Consider the following 16,536-nt stretch of genomic DNA (forward strand, 5'->3'; position numbering starts at 1 on the left):
GATTATTGATCCCTCATTCGTGCTGGGGAATGCACCATCTTGCCTTGAGCGTCAAAGGCGTAAAGTTTGTGCGTTGGGAAGTAGACCTTAATTTCTTGGTCTACTTGGTAGGCATGAACCCCAGATAAATGCAGCACCAAATCAAAATGCGGATTGTGAACATGCAAGAAGGTTTCGGAGCCACTGATTTCAGCCAAATCCACTCGCACTGGTAGTTCTAAGTCGTCGTCAGAATGTGGCACTAAACCAATGTGCGAGGCGCGCACACCGAACTGATATTCACCGGGAGTTAGGCGACGTAAATCGCTGTTTAAACGAAAATGTACTGTGTCGTCAAAAGTCACTTCTTCTTCGCTGACGCGACCGGGAACCACGTTGATTGGTGGTTCTGAGAACATCTCGGCGGTGATAATGTCTTTGGGTTGATGGTAAACCTCAGCGGTTGGTCCCATTTGCAACAAACGACCTTCGTTCAATACTGCAGTGTTACCACCCAAGGCTAAGGCTTCGTTGGGTTCGGTTGTCGCGTAAATGGCGATGCAGTTGCGAGCTTTGAACAAGGCGCGCAATTCTTGGCGCAGCTCTTCGCGTAATTTGTAATCGAGGTTAACCAAGGGTTCATCAAACAGGATGATTTGCGAGTCTTTCACCAAGGCTCTCGCCATGGCGGTACGTTGTTGTTGACCACCGGAAAGTTGCAGTGGCAGACGATCAAGATAAGGATCTATACGCAACATTTCAGCGGTTTCACGTACACGGCGGTCGACTTCTTTTTCATCCATCTTTGCTAAGCGAAGCGGCGATGCAATGTTTTCGTAAACCGTGAGATTGGGGTAATTGATGAACTGTTGGTACACCATGGAAATGTTGCGTTCGCGAACGGGCACACCCGTTACGTCCACCCCATTCATGAGGATTTTCCCTTTGGTTGGTCGATCAAGACCGGCCATGAGGCGCATTAGCGTGGTTTTACCAGACAGCGTGCGTCCAAGTAAAACGTTGAAAGAGCCGGGTTCGAGAGACAAATTTACATCGTCGATCCACGTCTCGCCTTCAACAACGCGCGATACATTCTGCAGCGTCAGAGACATTGTAAGTACCTTTTTTGTTGTTATTGTTTTCTAGTGCAAACGCTTTTTGGTCTTGTGCAAGGCTCAAAAATGAATGCACTGTAATCTTGTCTGTATTCGTTAAGTACTTACAAAAGCCATGCCAAAATTATTTTTATGTTTTTTATAAATGTTAAGATTTTGAAAAGTAAAGGTTTTATCGGTTTTTATTAGTGTTTTTTATGATTTTCACTTTCGAAAAAGGACTGTTCACGAGTGTTCAAAGTGTTTACAGTCTCCTGATTACAGTGAACATTTCATGCACACTTTAGGTGTTTTACCCAATGTGTTGGAGTTGGAAATGCAAGACGAAGAAGAACAAAAACAACAAAAAATCGCGACCTCAACAGCAGAAATAGATCCAGCTTCGGAAGCGAATCTGGCGCAGACTCACAAAGAGCGAATTCAAGCGTCTTGGTATCGTTGCGAGCAATTTGGCTTGGATCACAGCAGTAGCCCAGATTTCGCGACTTTGCCAAAAGGTACCTTGAGTGACTTGATAGATCAGCATCGTAGCTTGCTGGAAACCACTGAAAACGAAGTGCTGCCTTACTACGAAAATATTCTCAGCAATTCGGCTTGCATGATTGTTTTGGCGGACCGCCAAGGCCATGTGTTGAATACTTGGGGGCAACCGCGTTTTGGTAGTGCTGCACAGCATGGTTTAGTGGGTGGAAACCAATGGACAGAAATGGGCGTCGGTACCAATGCCATTGGTACTGCGCTGATTACCGGTGAAGCTATTCAAGTGGGCCGAGATGAGCATTTCTTGCGTGCCAATCGTTTTATGGTGGGTTCTGCTTCGCCTATCTATAACACCAAAAACGATTTGGTCGGTGTATTAGACATTTCTTCAGACGCGTATCTTCCACAGGATCATACTTTTGGTATGGTCAAATTGATGTCTTTGAGTGTGGAGAATCGACTGATATTTTCCGCTTTTCAACAAGAGCATTTCATTCTCAGTTTTAATACCAATGTGGTCAGTTTGGACAGTCATTGGTCAGGTATCTTGGTACTCGATGAAAACGGCACTATTGTGTCGGCGAATCGTCGTGCAGAAGTGGTATTGGCACAGGATTTAGCCTTACTCAATATCAATCAAATCTTTGATATTGAAATGCGTGAAATTAAGCATCATCCCTATAGTTTGCCGATGAAATTGATCGCTATGGGACGTTATCAGTTCTATGTCAAAGTGATTCCTCCCGTACAGCAGATTATGCGCATACCTGACTTTCGTCAGCGTGCTGATTACGTTGCTCCTCCACAGCCAGAAGCCTTTGTTATGAATGAACAAAATCCGCCTGTTGAAAAGGTGAAGAAACCGGAAATATCACCATCTAAAACGATTCCAGATAACGTCATTCCATTGGCTGAATTGCAACATGGCGACGACCGAGTAGAGCGTTTAGTACGTCAAGCTCATAAGATCATGGAAAAAGACATTCCTATTTTGATCCATGGCGAAACAGGAGCAGGCAAGGAGATTTTTGTGCGCAGTTTGCACTATCACAGCTCCCGAGCTAAAGAGATGTTAGTCGCAGTAAACTGTGCCGCAATTCCTGCAGAACTAGTTGAGTCTGAACTTTTTGGTTATGAAAAAGGTGCTTTTACTGGCGCACAAAATCGCGGCTCTATTGGCCTGATTCGTCGTGCCCATCGTGGTACATTATTTCTCGATGAGATCGGTGAAATGCCGATGGCTGTGCAGTCGCGTTTATTGCGTGTTTTACAAGAAAGAGTAGTCACACCGTTGGGTTCTACTGAGGCGTTTCCGGTGGATATTAAACTGATATCCGCCACCAATCGCATCCTAAAAGACGAAGTAAAAGAAGGACGTTTTCGCCAAGATTTGTACTACCGGATTTCTGGTTTGAACATAGAGTTACCCGCTTTGCGTGAACGAACTGACAAAGCGAAATTGATTCAATACCTCCATGAGCGTTTACGAAAAGAAGAGCCTGGTCCTGCTTTGTCGCAACCTATGCTGGACTTACTAGTGACTCATCCTTGGCCGGGAAATATGCGCCAACTGGTTCATGTACTTAAAGTTGGTATGGCCATGGCGGATGAAGAAGTATTGGAGGAATGGCATTTGCCTGATGATTTCTTTGATGATCTCGATGCCATGACACAAGCCGATGAAAGCTCACAGAGAGAGCAGGAAGAGCCACTAGAACAGTTGATTCCGCGATTACTGAATGAATTCAAAGGTAATGTTTCGCAAACCGCGAAAACCGCTGGTGTTAGTCGAAATACAGTTTATAAATACTCGAAGCCTAAAGAAAATGATGTCTAAGCTGATAATGTCGTTCCTGTTTTAACCTCTGTGGTTAAAACAGGAATCGGTATATTATCGAGCGATTTTTGCGACCGCTTCAATTTCAATTAACGTCTCTGGAGAGGCTAAAGAGGCGACACCAATTCCCGTTAATGCTGGGCGTGAAGTGCCTAATGTGCTGGCGATAATAGGGACGATGTCTTCCATATGGTCAGCAACCTCACCGCGAACGTAGACACGTAACTGCAAAATAGACTCGACTGAAGAATTTGCTGCTTCTAAAACCGTGATTAAGTGTTTTGCCGCATTGGCAGTTTGCGTTTTCATATCGTGATTGTTGGTTTGAAAATCGGTGTCCCAATCGACTTGGCCTGAAATAAAAACCAACCCTGTATCAGTATCGACAGTGGCTTGTGACATGCCAGTAGCTGTACCGTCATACAAAGATGGTGGGTTAATGCGTTTAATGGACATAATGACCTCTACATAGTGTTTAAAGTGACGCTAGAGTAGAGTTGAGTGGGTCGTTTGACTATAAAGCCTAGCTTGTTACCGATACAAGTTAAGGTCTCTTTAATTAGTAAACTTTTTCTGAATGTTGTCCAGTAACCAGCTAATTAATAGGTCATTTTTGGTATTTGGGTGATGGGCTGCTACGACTTGATAACCCGGTGGGTATTTTTCTAATGGAAGCTCAAATAGTCCTTCGTACGGTAGAAGTCTAGAAGGAATGAATCCCACCATATCTGAATGTTTTAAGATTTCTTTAGCCATATGAAAGGATGGGGCGGATACGGTAACTTGACGTGGAAAGCCTTGTTGTTCGAACCAAGTATCAGCAGAACCTATAAAACTGCCAATGCCTGGCGAAACGATGACGAAGTCGTGTTTTGTTAATTGTTCTAGTGATAGATCATGAGTACGTTTAATGGCTTTATTCGCTGTCACACATAAGTACTTCTCTGTAAATAATGGAGTGGAAATCAATCCTTCAGGAACATAGGCGCTGGTGGTAAAAACAAGATCTATTGTGCCTAGATGGATTTTTTTGGTTAGATTGGCGTGTTCTATATTGGTAATGATCACTTTGATTTTAGGTGCGTATTGTCTAAGTTCTCTAATTAGGTCAGTTACTATCACTTCTTGTGTGTAGTCTGTTGCACAGATAACCAAAGTCCTTTCTATTTCCTGTGGAGAAAGTATCTTTGCCGGAGGGATGCTATTTATCTGAATCAATATCTGTTGAATGTGCGACTCGATCTCTTTGGCATAGGGCGTTGGAATCATTCCGTGGCCAGTTCTAACAAAGAGCTGATCACCAAGAATTATTCTTAATTTTTTAAGTTGAAGACTGATAGCCTGTTGAGAAACGCTTAGATGTTCAGCAGCGACTGAAATATTGCTGAACTGATAGAGCGCATCTAATGTTCTAAGATGATTTATTTCAAGTTTATCTATCATGCGCGTCTCTCGTTGGCTATTAGCGGCCTAAATAAGTTAGTAGATAGTATTAATAGCCGTTAATTGGTGGTTTTCAATGATCTTTCTGTTTAAAACACTCAGGAGTGAATGGTATGTTGCGTCAATGTCTTTTAGGAATTGTCTGTGTTTTGTTATTGGCATCTTGTAGTAGTTATTCTGTTAAAAATAAACAGGTGCCACAGAGCACAATCAGTTTACCTTTGTTGCACGGTTGGCATGAAGGCAAAGAAGTACTTTATATAACGACAGATGTGTCTGATCAGGCTGTAGCAAAAGCAAAAAATGCCAATTATGCGCCTCGGCTGCGTGACGCTGTTCCTCATTATCCGAAACCACCGCAAGTCAAAACAGTGCTAGAGCGTGTGTATGCTTTTCCGAATCAAGAGCAAGCGTGGAGCGTATTTGCTTCCGTTCCAGAGCCATTAGGCTATAAAAGCCAAGATACTCATTACTCACCGCTTTGGTTGATGTACGTCGTAGCATGGAAAGACCCAAGCAAGGCAACAGAGCTGAGGTCTGAAGAAGCGATTCTAACAGCGGAAGATCAGGGTTTGGTTACCATCGAACGAACCGATATCGTGCTCAATTGTCCGGTTATTCCATTCTCTCTTGTTGATTAGTGTCCGATAAAATAGCGCTCTACCTGGGGCGCTCTTACCTCCTATTACCCATCCTATTTTTGAGTGAAACTATTCAATCAAGAGTCGTATCTATTCTTCATTATGAATAAAATTCAACAAATTAAAATTCAATTCATTTTTGTTCATGATTGTGATTGCGTATAACTGTACTCACTTAGTAACTAGGCTGATCGCCGCCAATCGAAAACTGGCAAGTGAAAACAAGGAATAGATCCTTATTTCACTTCAGAAAATAGGATACCAGATCACCATGAACAACAGCTTTACTTTTACCATTAAGAGCATTTGCTTCGATGAAAGCTACCGCCCTTCAGATAATACTCGCATTACAACCAATTTCGCGAATTTGGCCAGAGGAGAGCGACGACAAGAAAATTTACGTGATGCGCTAAGGATGATTAACAATCGTTTTAATGCTTTGGCGCATTGGGATAATTCAAAGGGCGATCGTTATTCTGTTGAGCTTGAAATCGTTTCGGTTGATGTGGATATCGAAGGGAAGGGCCAGACCTTCCCAACCATTGAAATTCTGAAAACGAATATTCTTGATCACCACACTGAGCAGCGTATCGAAGGTATTGTAGGAAACAATTTCTCGTCTTATGTCCGCGATTACGACTTCAGCGTCGTGCTGCCAAACCATAACAAAGGCCAAAAAGAATTTAGCATTCCTGATAACTTTGGCGATCTGCATGGAAAGCTCTTTAAAAGCTTTGTGAAGTCAGGCAGCTTTAAAGAAAAATTTACCAAGCCGCCAGTGATCTGTCTGAGTGTGTCAGAAAATAAAACCTATCAGCGAACAGGAAATCAGCACCCAGTATTGGGAATTGAATATCAACCAAATGGCACCTCTTTGACCGAGCAATATTTTCAGAAAATGGGCTTACAGGTTCGATACTTTATGCCTGCCAACAGTGCTGCACCATTAGCGTTTTATTTTGTAGGCGACTTGCTTAACGATTACAGCAATCTTGAGCTGATTGGCACCATCAGTACGATGGAAACCTTCCAGAAAATCTACCGTCCAGAAATTTACAACGCCAACGCGGTTGCTGGAAAGAGTTATCAGCCGAACTTGAAAAACTCGGATCATTCTCTAACACAAATTGTTTATGACCGTGAAGAACGCAGTCAATTGGCGAGTGAACAAGGCAAATTTGCTGAGCAGCATTTTATAAAGCCATACCAAAGGGTGCTTGAGCAGTGGTCTGCTAATTTCGCATAGGAGCAAGTATCCATGGTTATTTTCCAACATTACATTTAATAGACGACATTCTTTATTATGAAAACAGTTATTGAAAAAGCAGTTATTGAAAAAACAGGTACTAATAACACGCTACTACCAACATCAACGGCAGGCAGCTTGCCTAAACCCACATGGCTTGCCGAGCCAGAAACCCTTTGGTCACCATGGAAATTACAAGGCGATCAATTAGTTGACGGAAAACAGGATGCGCTGCGTGTTTCTCTACAAGAGCAACAGCAAGCGGGTATCGATATTGTTAGTGATGGGGAACAAACGCGCCAGCATTTCGTTACCACTTTTATTGAGCACCTCAGCGGCGTGGATTTTGAGAATCGTCAGACGGTGAGAATTCGTGACCGCTATGATGCCAGTGTGCCTACGGTTGTTGGTCCTGTTAGCCGCATCAAGCCAGTGTTTGTTGAGGATGCTAAGTTTTTACGTCAGCAAACCAAGCAACCGATTAAATGGGCGTTGCCAGGTCCAATGACCATGATTGATACGCTTTATGATGATCATTATAAAAGTCGCGAAAAGCTCGCGTGGGAATTTGCCAAGATTCTCAACCAAGAAGCCAAAGAGTTAGAAGCGGCTGGTGTGGATATCATTCAATTTGATGAGCCTGCATTTAACGTCTTTTTTGATGAGGTCAATGAATGGGGTATTGCTTGTCTAGAAAGAGCCATTGAAGGCCTGAAATGCGAAACCGCAGTACATATTTGTTATGGCTACGGCATTAAAGCCAACACGGATTGGAAAAAGACGCTTGGCTCTGAATGGCGACAATATGAAGAAGCCTTTCCTAAGCTGCAAAAATCCAATATCGATATCATTTCGCTAGAATGCCATAACTCGCATGTGCCAATGGAATTGCTCGAACTTATTCGCGGCAAAAAAGTCATGGTCGGCGCAATCGACGTGGCAAATCATGCCATAGAGACACCAGAAGAAGTGGCTAATACTTTGCGCAAAGCATTGCAGTTTGTCGATGCAGACAAGCTCTACCCTTGTACTAACTGCGGTATGGCTCCGCTGCCTCGCGCGGTGGCGAGAGGCAAGCTACATGCATTGAACGCTGGCGCAGACATCATTCGAAAAGAGCTGGCTTTGTCGTCGAATTAATGGGCCTCAAGCGTAAAACAATCCCGTTTCGAATTTATATATCGAAACGGGATTTTTGTGTGTTGCAAATAGTACCAATCAGTAAATGGTACGAAGTGAATTAAATGTTCGACACCACTTTTAGCATATCTAGAAACGCATCCACGGATTCCACTGCTGCCGATTCGTGCATGGTGTGATAGCCGATGGTGGGGATTTGAATAGTGGTGCCATCTACCAAGCCATTTGATGCGGCGATAATGCGACCAAGTTCAGTACTACCTAGCGAGCTTGGCGGCAACCCTTGCTCAGCACGTTTCGCGTTTTCGTTTTCCACGTAACGGTTTTTATACAAATAACTGATGTTGTTTTTTACGCACAGTTCTTCAAGAAGTTGTGTACTGTCTTTATTGAACGTGGCGTTGGCGTCTTTTTCCCTAAGTACCAGAAGCTGTTCATTGGCGGCATCGACATTTGGAAAAGGGCTGGTATCAACCACAAACAAGCGGTTAGTTGAGCCACCAAAGCGACGGAACCATTCAAGCAGATAGCGCCAGCTTTTTCCGGCCTCTTCTTGGGCAGTAAAAAAGGCCGTACCTTTAAAACCATGATCAAAAAGATGTACCAAAGCCGCCGCAGAAATGACGTTATCGAGTTGGCCTTCTAAGCGGTTGTCAACGATGTGTAATTGGTCTTTAAACGCAATGGGTGTACCGGCAACCACACCTTCTAAGCCTTCGGTTTCGAAAATTAAGTTGTTACGGAATTCACAAACGTAAGAGCTTTTTATTGTGCCTTTGCCCCGATACACCCCAGACCAAGGCTCGTAGGCGTAGATCTCTTCATGGTTGAAACGCTCTGTGACCTTGGTCATCAACTCTTCAGAAACCGAGTTGTTTAATAAATCGGTGCGGTTTGCTGATACAAACGCTGCGTATTGGAATTCATTCGGGCCCGTACACACCAAGCCGTGACGATCTATATGCGCCGAAAACATGGTGCTAAACGGATCACTGCCTTGGGCAACCAACAAACCTTCGTACCAAGTGACTTTTGCCCCTCGCTCTTCCAGTTCGCGTTGTAACACGCGGAAAAATGAATGCTCTGCGCCAACCACACTGGGCGCGCGAATAAGCAGTTTGAGCAGATCGATAAAGTCATCACTAGGCATGCAAATAGGTTCCAAAAAAGGGGTAAGTCGAAGCTTGTTTATAAACTGAATCTGCTGATTTACATAATGTTTTTGTGTAAATAGTGCTAAGTCGTTTTCTTAAAACAAAAATAATGTCGTGTTCGTGTAAAACATCCGCTACTCTTTAATAAAAATTGAATTGAGATACTTAAGGAAGAAGTAAATGCTATTTGGTAACAATAAATTATTGACCCGAATTACTGAATTGGAAAAAGAACTTGTTTCCTTTCAAGAGACTCAAGCCGATCTTAGACAGGAAATGCTGTATTTCGCTATGACATCAGACGGAAAAATAGTCGATGCAAACTCGCTTTTCATAAAGTCCTGTGGTTTCGAAAAAGCTGAATTAACAGGTAAAAATATTCAAGATTTCATTCTTGGCAAGTCTTTAGACAAAGATCATTGTCAAAAAATGTTGGCTGCTATTAGTGGGAAGAAGCACTGGCATGGCGCTTTACAGCTAGAGACCAAGAAAGGTCAAGAAGCATGGTATAGGTCGATTATTCAACCGAAAAAACAAGTTGAAGATGGGCGCGTGCTGTTGGAAGTTTACTCGGCTGAGCTTACGCGAACGATTTCTCAGTCTAAAGAAGTTGAAGACATGTTAGCGGCATTGAACCGCTCGTCTGCAGTGATCGAATTTAGTTTAGATGGCATCATCTTAAATGCTAACGACAACTTCCTTAAAAGCATGGGTTATTCAAAAAGCCAAATTATTGGTAAACACCACAAAATGTTTTGTGATTCGAAAGAAGTTGAGTCTTCAAAATATCAAGATTTTTGGCGTCAACTTAGATCGGGCAAATTTGTTTCTGAACGTTTCAAGCGTTTTGATAGCCATGGAAATGCGGTGTGGTTGGAAGCTTCTTATAACCCAATACACGATGAAAGTGGCGAGTTATATAAAGTTGTTAAATTCGCGACGGTCATTACCGAGCAAATGAATCGAGAGTTCGCTATTTCTGAAACCTCTGAGATCGCCTATGACATATCCAAAAAAAGTGATGCGGACGCTATTACAGGTAAAAAAGTCATCGAGTCGACGATTCAGACAATGGATGAACTTTCAGTGCAAATGGGCAATGCGAGTCAAGGAATAATCGAGCTCAATACTCAGTCATTGAAAGTAGCCGCTTTGGTAGAAAGTATCCGCGGTATTGCCGATCAAACAAACTTGCTTGCACTTAATGCCGCAATCGAAGCCGCGCGAGCTGGCGAACAAGGTCGAGGTTTCGCAGTGGTGGCTGATGAAGTTAGACAACTCGCGTCTAGGACGAGTACAGCCACCGAAGAAATTATCAAGGTTGTAGGTGAGAATAAACACCTGACAGAAAAAGCCGTATCTCTCATCGAACAAAGTATGGAAAAAGCCCATAAAGCGTTAGATCTTTCGACTGAAGCGGGTCATGTAATGAATGACATTCAAATTGGCGCAAGACAAGTCGTTGATGCGGTGAGTCAATTTAACAACAAACTATAGTTGTTCTTGAAACAAAGACTCGACATTAAAATCCTTCTAAGAGTTTGCTCTTAGGGGGATTTTTTACATCATGCCGATGGCTTAAATAACTAAAACAACGCCATCTGATCACCTTCTTTTGGTGGAACAGCAAAATGACGACAATCGAGATAGCTTAATCGGTTGTCATCCAATCCATATTTGCGTCGCGCTACGTGAAATCGTTGATTGATTAAATCCGCGAAGATGCCTTCGCCAGTCATGCGTTTGCCAAATTGGCTGTTGTAGAGCTTACCACCGCGCATATCCATAATACGCTGCAAAACATGCTCAGCACGTTCTGGGTAATGCTGGTGAAGCCAATCCGAAAACAAAGGCGCAACCTCGTGAGGCAAACGCAACATGATGTAATTAATGGACTGCGCGCCAACTTCCGCGCAAGCAGCGACGATTTCTTCTAGCTCGTTATCGTTGATAAAAGGAATCACCGGCGCGACAAGAACCGAAACCGGAATCCCAGCTTCGCGTAAGGTTTTAATCACTTGTAAACGCGTCTTCCCTGATGCCGTTCTGGGTTCCAAAATACGCTTTAAATCGTTATTGAGTGTTGTCACACTGATCGCCACATGAATGAGCTTTTTCTCTGCCATTTGTGTGAGCAAATCTAGGTCTCTAAGAATTAGAGTGCTTTTGGTTATCAGCGAGATTGGCTGATGATGCGCCAAGGCAATTGCCAATAATTGCCGAGTGATCTTCAGCTGTTTCTCAATCGGCTGATAAGCGTCGGTATTGATCCCTAATGCAATGGGTTCACAGCGGTAATTAGGATGCGCCAGTTCTTCTTCAAATAAAAACGGCGCATTGGTTTTAGCAACTAGCTTGGTTTCAAAATCCAACCCTGGTGATAAATCCAAATAGGCATGAGTGGGTCGAGCAAAACAATATACACAGCCATGTTCACAGCCTTTATAAGGGTTCACCGACATACGAAAAGGTATGTCAGGGGAGGAATTACGACTGATGATGCTTTTGGCACGTTCATGACGAACTTCCGTCTTGGGGGACGAAGTTTCCAGCAAAGCAATAGCTTCGTCGTTTTCATCTACTTCAACCAGCGTAATAGCAAAGCGCCCCGCCATATTATTGGCCGTGCCGCGCCCCTTTATAGGATGATTGAAAGGAGATTTTTCGCCTTTTTGATCGCTGTTATTGATAAAAGAAGTAGACATAAAAACACTCAAAATACTGTATGGATATACAGTATTTTGGTCGTTAGATTTAAATAAAGCAAGCTTGTTATTGTGGAGTTTTAAGTTTGCTCGCGTAGTGTGTTGAGATCTGCTTATTGATAGGTACACTCGATTGAATGATCGATGGATTTCTAGGAGAGCTGCGTGTTGTTTCAAAACAATCATTTACCAAATAGTGTTGTGGCTTACGCACAAGATTATGAACACGGTAAATTTGAGCCTTACCATGCTCATAACTGCGCACAGCTGATTCACACGTTAAGCGGTGTGATACGTGTGGAGACTCGTTTTGGTAGTTGGGTGATTCCTCCAAATCGGGGAATGTGGATTCCTGCAGGAATTGAACACAGCCTCCATATGACAGGATTGGTAAAAGTTAGAACGCTGTTTATTGATCCTCTTGCTCGGGCCGATTTGCCCCATGATTGCTCTGTCATTGACGTATCCATGTTGTTAAAGGCACTTATTATTGAAGCGTTAGAGCTTCCTAACGAAATTGTTTCAGGAGGTCGTGATGAGCGAATTATTGAATTGATTTTGGACGAATTACGTCGTTTATCGAGCGTGTCTTTCTATGTGCCATTGCCAACCTCCGACTCTTTGGTTTCTTTGTGTGAGCATGTCAGTCAGCGTATTGCTCATGATTGGACAAATGCCGATGGTGCTCATATTTTGGGCATAAGCGAGCGCTCTGTTACTCGAAAGTTCCAGCAAGAAATGTCGCTAACATTTGCAGAATGGCTGCGGCGGAAGCGTTTACTTTTGGCTCTGGAGTATCTTGCCAGCGGAAAAAGCGTCCTAGATACCGCGATTCTGATTGGTTACGATAGTCCTAGTGCTTTTAGTGCAATGTTTAAAAGTCGAGTCGGTGTATCACCGACTGACTATTTACTGCAATCTCAATAGACGTAATGAAAGTTACCGTCTCGCTAAGCTTCTTTGTATAAAGGATGGCAAGCGTTGATTAAGGCTTGTAGCGATGCCTTGGTCGAATCTTCATCAATGGCAACGCCAAAACTTGGTGTAACCTGATCGGACTCAATTTGAACATAGCTCACCGCTTTGCTTTTCGTCTGTTGTCCTAAGGTGTGTTCATGAAAGTCACTGATGTTTATCTGCCAGTTAAAACGCTTTCTTAACGCATCAAGCATGGCTGACAATAATCCTTTGCCTTCGCCAGTCAGTTGCCATGTTTTTTCCAGATAGCGTAATGTGGCGCGAATTTCCTGTAATCCGTTTGAGCTATGGCTGCGGTAATCTATTAATGTCATTTGGCCTTTGTCATCTGGGTTCAACCTGTAGGATTCTCGGAATAAACGCCAAACATCGGCTAGAGGCATCTCATGTCCTGTTTTATCGGTGTGATTTTTGACTCTCTTGCTAAAGTCTATTTGTAATTTACGCGGTAAAAACAGTCCGTGATTTTCCTGTAACAACCAAGCGGCTCCACTTTTTCCTGACTGGCTATTTACTCGAATGACTTCTTCATAAGTGCAGCCAATATCTTTCGGGTCTAATGGTAAATAAGGGATTTGCCAAACAGTCGATGAGGTTAATTTTTGTGCGGCAAAACCTTTTTTGATCGCATCTTGGTGTGAACCTGAAAACGCCGTAAAAGCCAATGAGCCAGCATAAGGATGCCGAGGATGAACGGGAAGTTCATTGCATTCTTCGACCAACTCTACCGTGCGGCGTATGTCTGAAAAATCCAAATTAGGATGAACGCCTTGGCTATAAAGATTCATCGCCAAGGTGACGAGGTCGACATTTCCGGTTCGTTCTCCATTACCAAATAAACAGCCTTCGACTCTCTGCGCGCCAGCGAGTATCGCCATTTCTGCTGTGGCAACGCCTGTTCCTCTGTCGTTGTGAGGGTGCACGCTGATGGTTATGTTCTCTAAGGAAGAAAAAGACGTTATAAAATGCTCAATCTGATCGGCAAATACATTGGGGGTGTTTACTTCCACTGTCGTTGGTAAATTTAAAATCATCGGGCGTTCTTGGTTTGGCTGCCATGTTTGTGCTGCTGCTTCACATACTTCTAAGGCAAAGTCTGCTTCGGTAAAACAAAAGGTTTCTGGCGAATATTGAAGCGTCCACTGAGTATCTGGATTTTGCTCGCACAATTGGCGAATGTGTTTAACGCCTTGCACGGCTAATTCAAGGGTTGCTGTTTTGTCTTGGCAAAAAACAATTTCGCGAAATTCCGGCGCTGTGGCGTTGTAAATATGCACTATGGCTTTTTTTGCACCAACGAGAGACTGTATTGTACGTTCAATTAAATCCACACGAGATTGCGTCATCACTTGAATCGTCACATCATCAGGGATGTAGTCGTCTTCGATAAGCAAGCGAACAAAATCAAAATCTGTTTGTGACGCAGCAGGAAAGGCAACTTCAATTTCTTTAAAGCCACACTCAATTAAATGCTTAAAGAAAGCCATTTTCTTCGTATGATCCATCGGATTAGCAAGCGCTTGATTGCCGTCGCGTAAGTCTGTTGAGCACCAACGAGGGGGAGTCTTCAACTGCTTTGAAGGCCAAGTGCGGGCAGGAAAATCGATAATTTGAGCAGGGTGATATTTTATAGAAGGCTGGGTTAGCATGATGTTCTCTCTTTAGCATAAGAAGTTGAATCCTTATGCTAAAGAGAAGTTTTTTGTCTGTCTGAGCTGTAATTGACAACTATCGTCGCTAAATGGACATCGCCATCTACAAAAAGCAGCTTACAACGAGACGTTACGTTTTTGGCGCATCAGGAAGACAAAGGCGATGCCGCCGACTAGGCCTGTAAGAATACCGATTGGCATGTCTTCCGGTGGCATGATGATTCTGGAAGCTATGTCTGCTGCTACTAGAAATAGGGCGCCGAACAGCGCCGATAAAGGCAAGACTTTGCGGTAATCGCCACCCACTAACAAACGCACAATATGTGGCACCATAAGTCCGACAAAGCCGATCACACCAGAAAAGGCGACGGCAGCGCCAGTCAGTAGCGCACAGACAACAATCACAATCAGGCGGAACCGTTCTACAGGAACGCCCAAGGTACTGGCGCTTTCATCACCAAGAGTCATGGCATTAAGATAACGGGCGTTGTAAATCAGATAGCTGGAACCTAGTAATAGTGTCACTAGTGGGAACCAAAGTTGTCCCCACTGAGCAAGCCCCAAGCCGCCGAGCATCCAGAATATCACCGTATGAGATGAGCGATGATCGCCCATAAATATGAATAGATTCCCTAAGGCTGTCAGCACAAACGCCACTGCCACGCCTGCGAGAATTAATCGTCCTGCACTGTGCGCTGAGGAAAAGTTCGCTACCGCCAAGACTAGAAACATGGCTAACAAAGCGCCAACAAAGGCAAACACGGGCACAGTCACCACACCTAGAATCATGCCAGTGTGGAGCAAGGCGATAATCGCCCCTAATGCCGCACCAGAGGACACACCGAGTAAATGTGGATCAGCCAAAGGGTTACGAGTCACGGATTGCAACGCCGCGCCCACAATTGCCAAGGCTGCCCCGACCATGGCAGCGAGCAACGTTCTTGGTAAACGCACCGCCCAGATAATGTTTTCGCGTCCCATCGACCAGTTAGGCAGGGTGTTGGTGATCGACAGTTTATGACCGATCACGCTCCACACGGTGGACTGGCTAATGGATACGGAACCCACGCCAATTGCCACGCCCATTAATAACAGCAGTAAGATGCTTAGCATGATTAACAAAGCAGGCAAGGGAACGCGTCCCATAATGGTGAGCTTTTTGTTGGCAGGCTTCATAACGCGGTTCTAAAAGCCTCGGCTAAGCGTTTGATCGCATTAATATTACGCGGGCCTGGTGTGGCTTCCACGTATTCTAAAACGACAAAATGGTTGTTTTTCACCGCTGGAATATTTTCGAAAGCGGGATTACTGCGTAAAAAATTAATCTTTTGCTCTGCGGTAACGTCGCCATAGTTAACGATGACAATTAGCTCTGGCGCTCGATCAATAACAGCTTCCCAGCCAATTTGAGTCCAGCTTTTTTGCACGTCATCGACGATGTTTTTGCCGCCAGCAGCTTCAATCAACGCTGTTGGCATGCCGAAGCGTCCAGAAGTGAAGGGTTGCTCTTCACCTGAATCGTAAACGAAGACTTTCGGTGCTGTTTTTAGAGGAGTGAGATTAGCTTGGAAATTAGCGAGATCTTCTTGATAGCCTTTTACCAAGCGTTGGGCTTGCTCTTCTTTGCCAAAAATACGGCCTAGGTTCAGTAAATCCACATAAAGGTCATCCATGGAGACTTTCGGTTTGTCCATGATGTGAATACAGCTTTCGGTTAGTTCGTAAACCTTGATGCCAAGCGGTGCCAAGGTGTCTGGCGTAACGCCACCACCAACGCGCATGCCGTAGTTCCAGCCAGCAAAATAAAAGTCCGCATCGGCACCTAAAAGCACTTCTTTGCTCGGATACTTTGGTGATAGTTCTTTTAACTCGCCGATACCATTGCGCAGCGTTGGATCAAGGGTTTTCCAGCCTGAAACACCAGTAAATCCCACCATGTGATCTTGAAGGCCAAGGGCCAACATCATCTCGGTTAAGTTCACATCGTTTGATACTGCGGCTCTGGGAGCTTTTTCAAAAGTAACCTGACGGTCGCAGCTTTGTACCGTCACAGGATAGCCAGAAGCGTTGGCTAAACCTGTGTGTAAAATGCCAAATAATGCGCCGCTGATAAGTAATGAAGTACGCTTGATCATTGTCTTGCTGTTCGCTGTCATGAGGCTGTCC

Annotated in this window: 14 protein-coding genes; 6 read left to right on the plus strand and 8 right to left on the minus strand. The window is 44.0% G+C overall.

Annotated features, from left to right (window positions below; all coding sequences use genetic code 11):
- Positions 1 to 2: 2 nt before the first annotated feature.
- The gene (locus tag KPL72_RS02375; RefSeq protein WP_110574671.1) at positions 3 to 1,091 is read right to left on the minus strand and encodes an ABC transporter ATP-binding protein; all 1,089 of its coding nucleotides are present in this window, start codon (positions 1,089 to 1,091) and stop codon (positions 3 to 5) included.
- 277 nt (positions 1,092 to 1,368) lie between these two features.
- On the opposite strand from KPL72_RS02375, the gene KPL72_RS02380 reads away from it, so the two are divergent.
- Positions 1,369 to 3,411, plus strand: a complete 2,043-nt coding sequence (locus KPL72_RS02380; protein ID WP_346729488.1) for a sigma-54-dependent Fis family transcriptional regulator — start codon at positions 1,369 to 1,371, stop codon at positions 3,409 to 3,411.
- Between the two features lie 54 nt (positions 3,412 to 3,465).
- Here KPL72_RS02380 and KPL72_RS02385 read toward each other — a convergent pair whose 3' ends face one another.
- A complete protein-coding gene (locus KPL72_RS02385; protein ID WP_219701689.1) occupies positions 3,466 to 3,867 on the minus strand; it encodes a RidA family protein in 402 nt (133 codons plus the stop codon).
- Positions 3,868 to 3,966: 99 nt separating this feature from the next.
- Entirely contained in the window at positions 3,967 to 4,854 is an 888-nt protein-coding gene (locus KPL72_RS02390) for a LysR family transcriptional regulator (protein ID WP_212917378.1), read from the minus strand.
- A gap of 113 nt (positions 4,855 to 4,967) precedes the next feature.
- Here KPL72_RS02390 and KPL72_RS02395 point away from each other — a divergent pair, with 113 nt between their 5' ends.
- The 3 genes from KPL72_RS02395 (at position 4,968) to KPL72_RS02405 (ending at position 7,881) form a co-directional block, all read left to right on the plus strand.
- On the plus strand, positions 4,968 to 5,495 hold the full coding sequence (locus KPL72_RS02395; RefSeq protein WP_100636578.1) for a DUF7482 domain-containing protein: 528 nt from the start codon (positions 4,968 to 4,970) through the stop codon (positions 5,493 to 5,495).
- A gap of 271 nt (positions 5,496 to 5,766) precedes the next feature.
- A complete protein-coding gene (locus tag KPL72_RS02400; protein WP_219701690.1) occupies positions 5,767 to 6,741 on the plus strand; it encodes a DUF1852 domain-containing protein in 975 nt (324 codons plus the stop codon).
- Between the two features lie 57 nt (positions 6,742 to 6,798).
- Positions 6,799 to 7,881, plus strand: coding sequence for a methionine synthase (locus KPL72_RS02405; RefSeq protein WP_219701692.1), 1,083 nt, complete (start codon positions 6,799 to 6,801; stop codon positions 7,879 to 7,881).
- Between the two features lie 100 nt (positions 7,882 to 7,981).
- Here KPL72_RS02405 and KPL72_RS02410 read toward each other — a convergent pair whose 3' ends face one another.
- Positions 7,982 to 9,031: a peptidase M42 gene (locus tag KPL72_RS02410; protein WP_100186137.1), complete on the minus strand. Its 1,050-nt coding sequence runs from the start codon at positions 9,029 to 9,031 to the stop codon at positions 7,982 to 7,984.
- Between the two features lie 184 nt (positions 9,032 to 9,215).
- Here KPL72_RS02410 and KPL72_RS02415 point away from each other — a divergent pair, with 184 nt between their 5' ends.
- On the plus strand, positions 9,216 to 10,532 hold the full coding sequence (locus KPL72_RS02415) for a methyl-accepting chemotaxis protein (protein WP_219701693.1): 1,317 nt from the start codon (positions 9,216 to 9,218) through the stop codon (positions 10,530 to 10,532).
- A gap of 89 nt (positions 10,533 to 10,621) precedes the next feature.
- Here KPL72_RS02415 and KPL72_RS02420 read toward each other — a convergent pair whose 3' ends face one another.
- Positions 10,622 to 11,740: a PA0069 family radical SAM protein gene (locus KPL72_RS02420; protein ID WP_219701694.1), complete on the minus strand. Its 1,119-nt coding sequence runs from the start codon at positions 11,738 to 11,740 to the stop codon at positions 10,622 to 10,624.
- Between the two features lie 165 nt (positions 11,741 to 11,905).
- Here KPL72_RS02420 and KPL72_RS02425 point away from each other — a divergent pair, with 165 nt between their 5' ends.
- On the plus strand, positions 11,906 to 12,667 hold the full coding sequence (locus KPL72_RS02425; protein ID WP_219701695.1) for an AraC family transcriptional regulator: 762 nt from the start codon (positions 11,906 to 11,908) through the stop codon (positions 12,665 to 12,667).
- Positions 12,668 to 12,690: 23 nt separating this feature from the next.
- On the opposite strand, the gene leuA is transcribed toward KPL72_RS02425, so the two are convergent.
- The 3 genes from leuA to KPL72_RS02440 all read right to left on the minus strand — a co-directional run bounded on the left by leuA (position 12,691) and on the right by KPL72_RS02440 (position 16,526).
- Positions 12,691 to 14,367, minus strand: coding sequence for a 2-isopropylmalate synthase (leuA, locus tag KPL72_RS02430; RefSeq protein ID WP_219701696.1), 1,677 nt, complete (start codon positions 14,365 to 14,367; stop codon positions 12,691 to 12,693).
- 120 nt (positions 14,368 to 14,487) lie between these two features.
- Positions 14,488 to 15,546 carry a FecCD family ABC transporter permease gene (locus KPL72_RS02435; protein ID WP_219701697.1) on the minus strand — a complete coding sequence of 353 codons (1,059 nt, stop codon included), beginning with the start codon at positions 15,544 to 15,546 and terminating at the stop codon, positions 14,488 to 14,490.
- Entirely contained in the window at positions 15,543 to 16,526 is a 984-nt protein-coding gene (locus KPL72_RS02440) for an ABC transporter substrate-binding protein (protein WP_212917390.1), read from the minus strand. The genes KPL72_RS02435 and KPL72_RS02440 overlap by 4 nt, the downstream gene beginning before the upstream one ends.
- Positions 16,527 to 16,536: the final 10 nt, after the last annotated feature.

It is taken from the genome of Marinomonas lutimaris, assembly GCF_019426345.1.
Lineage (GTDB): Bacteria > Pseudomonadota > Gammaproteobacteria > Pseudomonadales > Marinomonadaceae > Marinomonas > Marinomonas lutimaris.

Bases quoted from the DNA above. Each gene is read 5' to 3' on its own strand.
- KPL72_RS02375 (WP_110574671.1), bottom strand. From the start codon at position 1,091: ATGTCTCTGACGCTGCAGAATGTATCGCGCGTTGTTGAAGGCGAGACG.
- KPL72_RS02380 (WP_346729488.1), top strand. From the start codon at position 1,369: ATGCACACTTTAGGTGTTTTACCCAATGTGTTGGAGTTGGAAATGCAA.
- KPL72_RS02385 (WP_219701689.1), bottom strand. From the start codon at position 3,867: ATGTCCATTAAACGCATTAACCCACCATCTTTGTATGACGGTACAGCT.
- KPL72_RS02390 (WP_212917378.1), bottom strand. From the start codon at position 4,854: ATGATAGATAAACTTGAAATAAATCATCTTAGAACATTAGATGCGCTC.
- KPL72_RS02395 (WP_100636578.1), top strand. From the start codon at position 4,968: ATGTTGCGTCAATGTCTTTTAGGAATTGTCTGTGTTTTGTTATTGGCA.
- KPL72_RS02400 (WP_219701690.1), top strand. From the start codon at position 5,767: ATGAACAACAGCTTTACTTTTACCATTAAGAGCATTTGCTTCGATGAA.
- KPL72_RS02405 (WP_219701692.1), top strand. From the start codon at position 6,799: ATGAAAACAGTTATTGAAAAAGCAGTTATTGAAAAAACAGGTACTAAT.
- KPL72_RS02410 (WP_100186137.1), bottom strand. From the start codon at position 9,031: ATGCCTAGTGATGACTTTATCGATCTGCTCAAACTGCTTATTCGCGCG.
- KPL72_RS02415 (WP_219701693.1), top strand. From the start codon at position 9,216: ATGCTATTTGGTAACAATAAATTATTGACCCGAATTACTGAATTGGAA.
- KPL72_RS02420 (WP_219701694.1), bottom strand. From the start codon at position 11,740: ATGTCTACTTCTTTTATCAATAACAGCGATCAAAAAGGCGAAAAATCT.
- leuA (WP_219701696.1), bottom strand. From the start codon at position 14,367: ATGCTAACCCAGCCTTCTATAAAATATCACCCTGCTCAAATTATCGAT.
- KPL72_RS02435 (WP_219701697.1), bottom strand. From the start codon at position 15,546: ATGAAGCCTGCCAACAAAAAGCTCACCATTATGGGACGCGTTCCCTTG.
- KPL72_RS02440 (WP_212917390.1), bottom strand. From the start codon at position 16,526: ATGACAGCGAACAGCAAGACAATGATCAAGCGTACTTCATTACTTATC.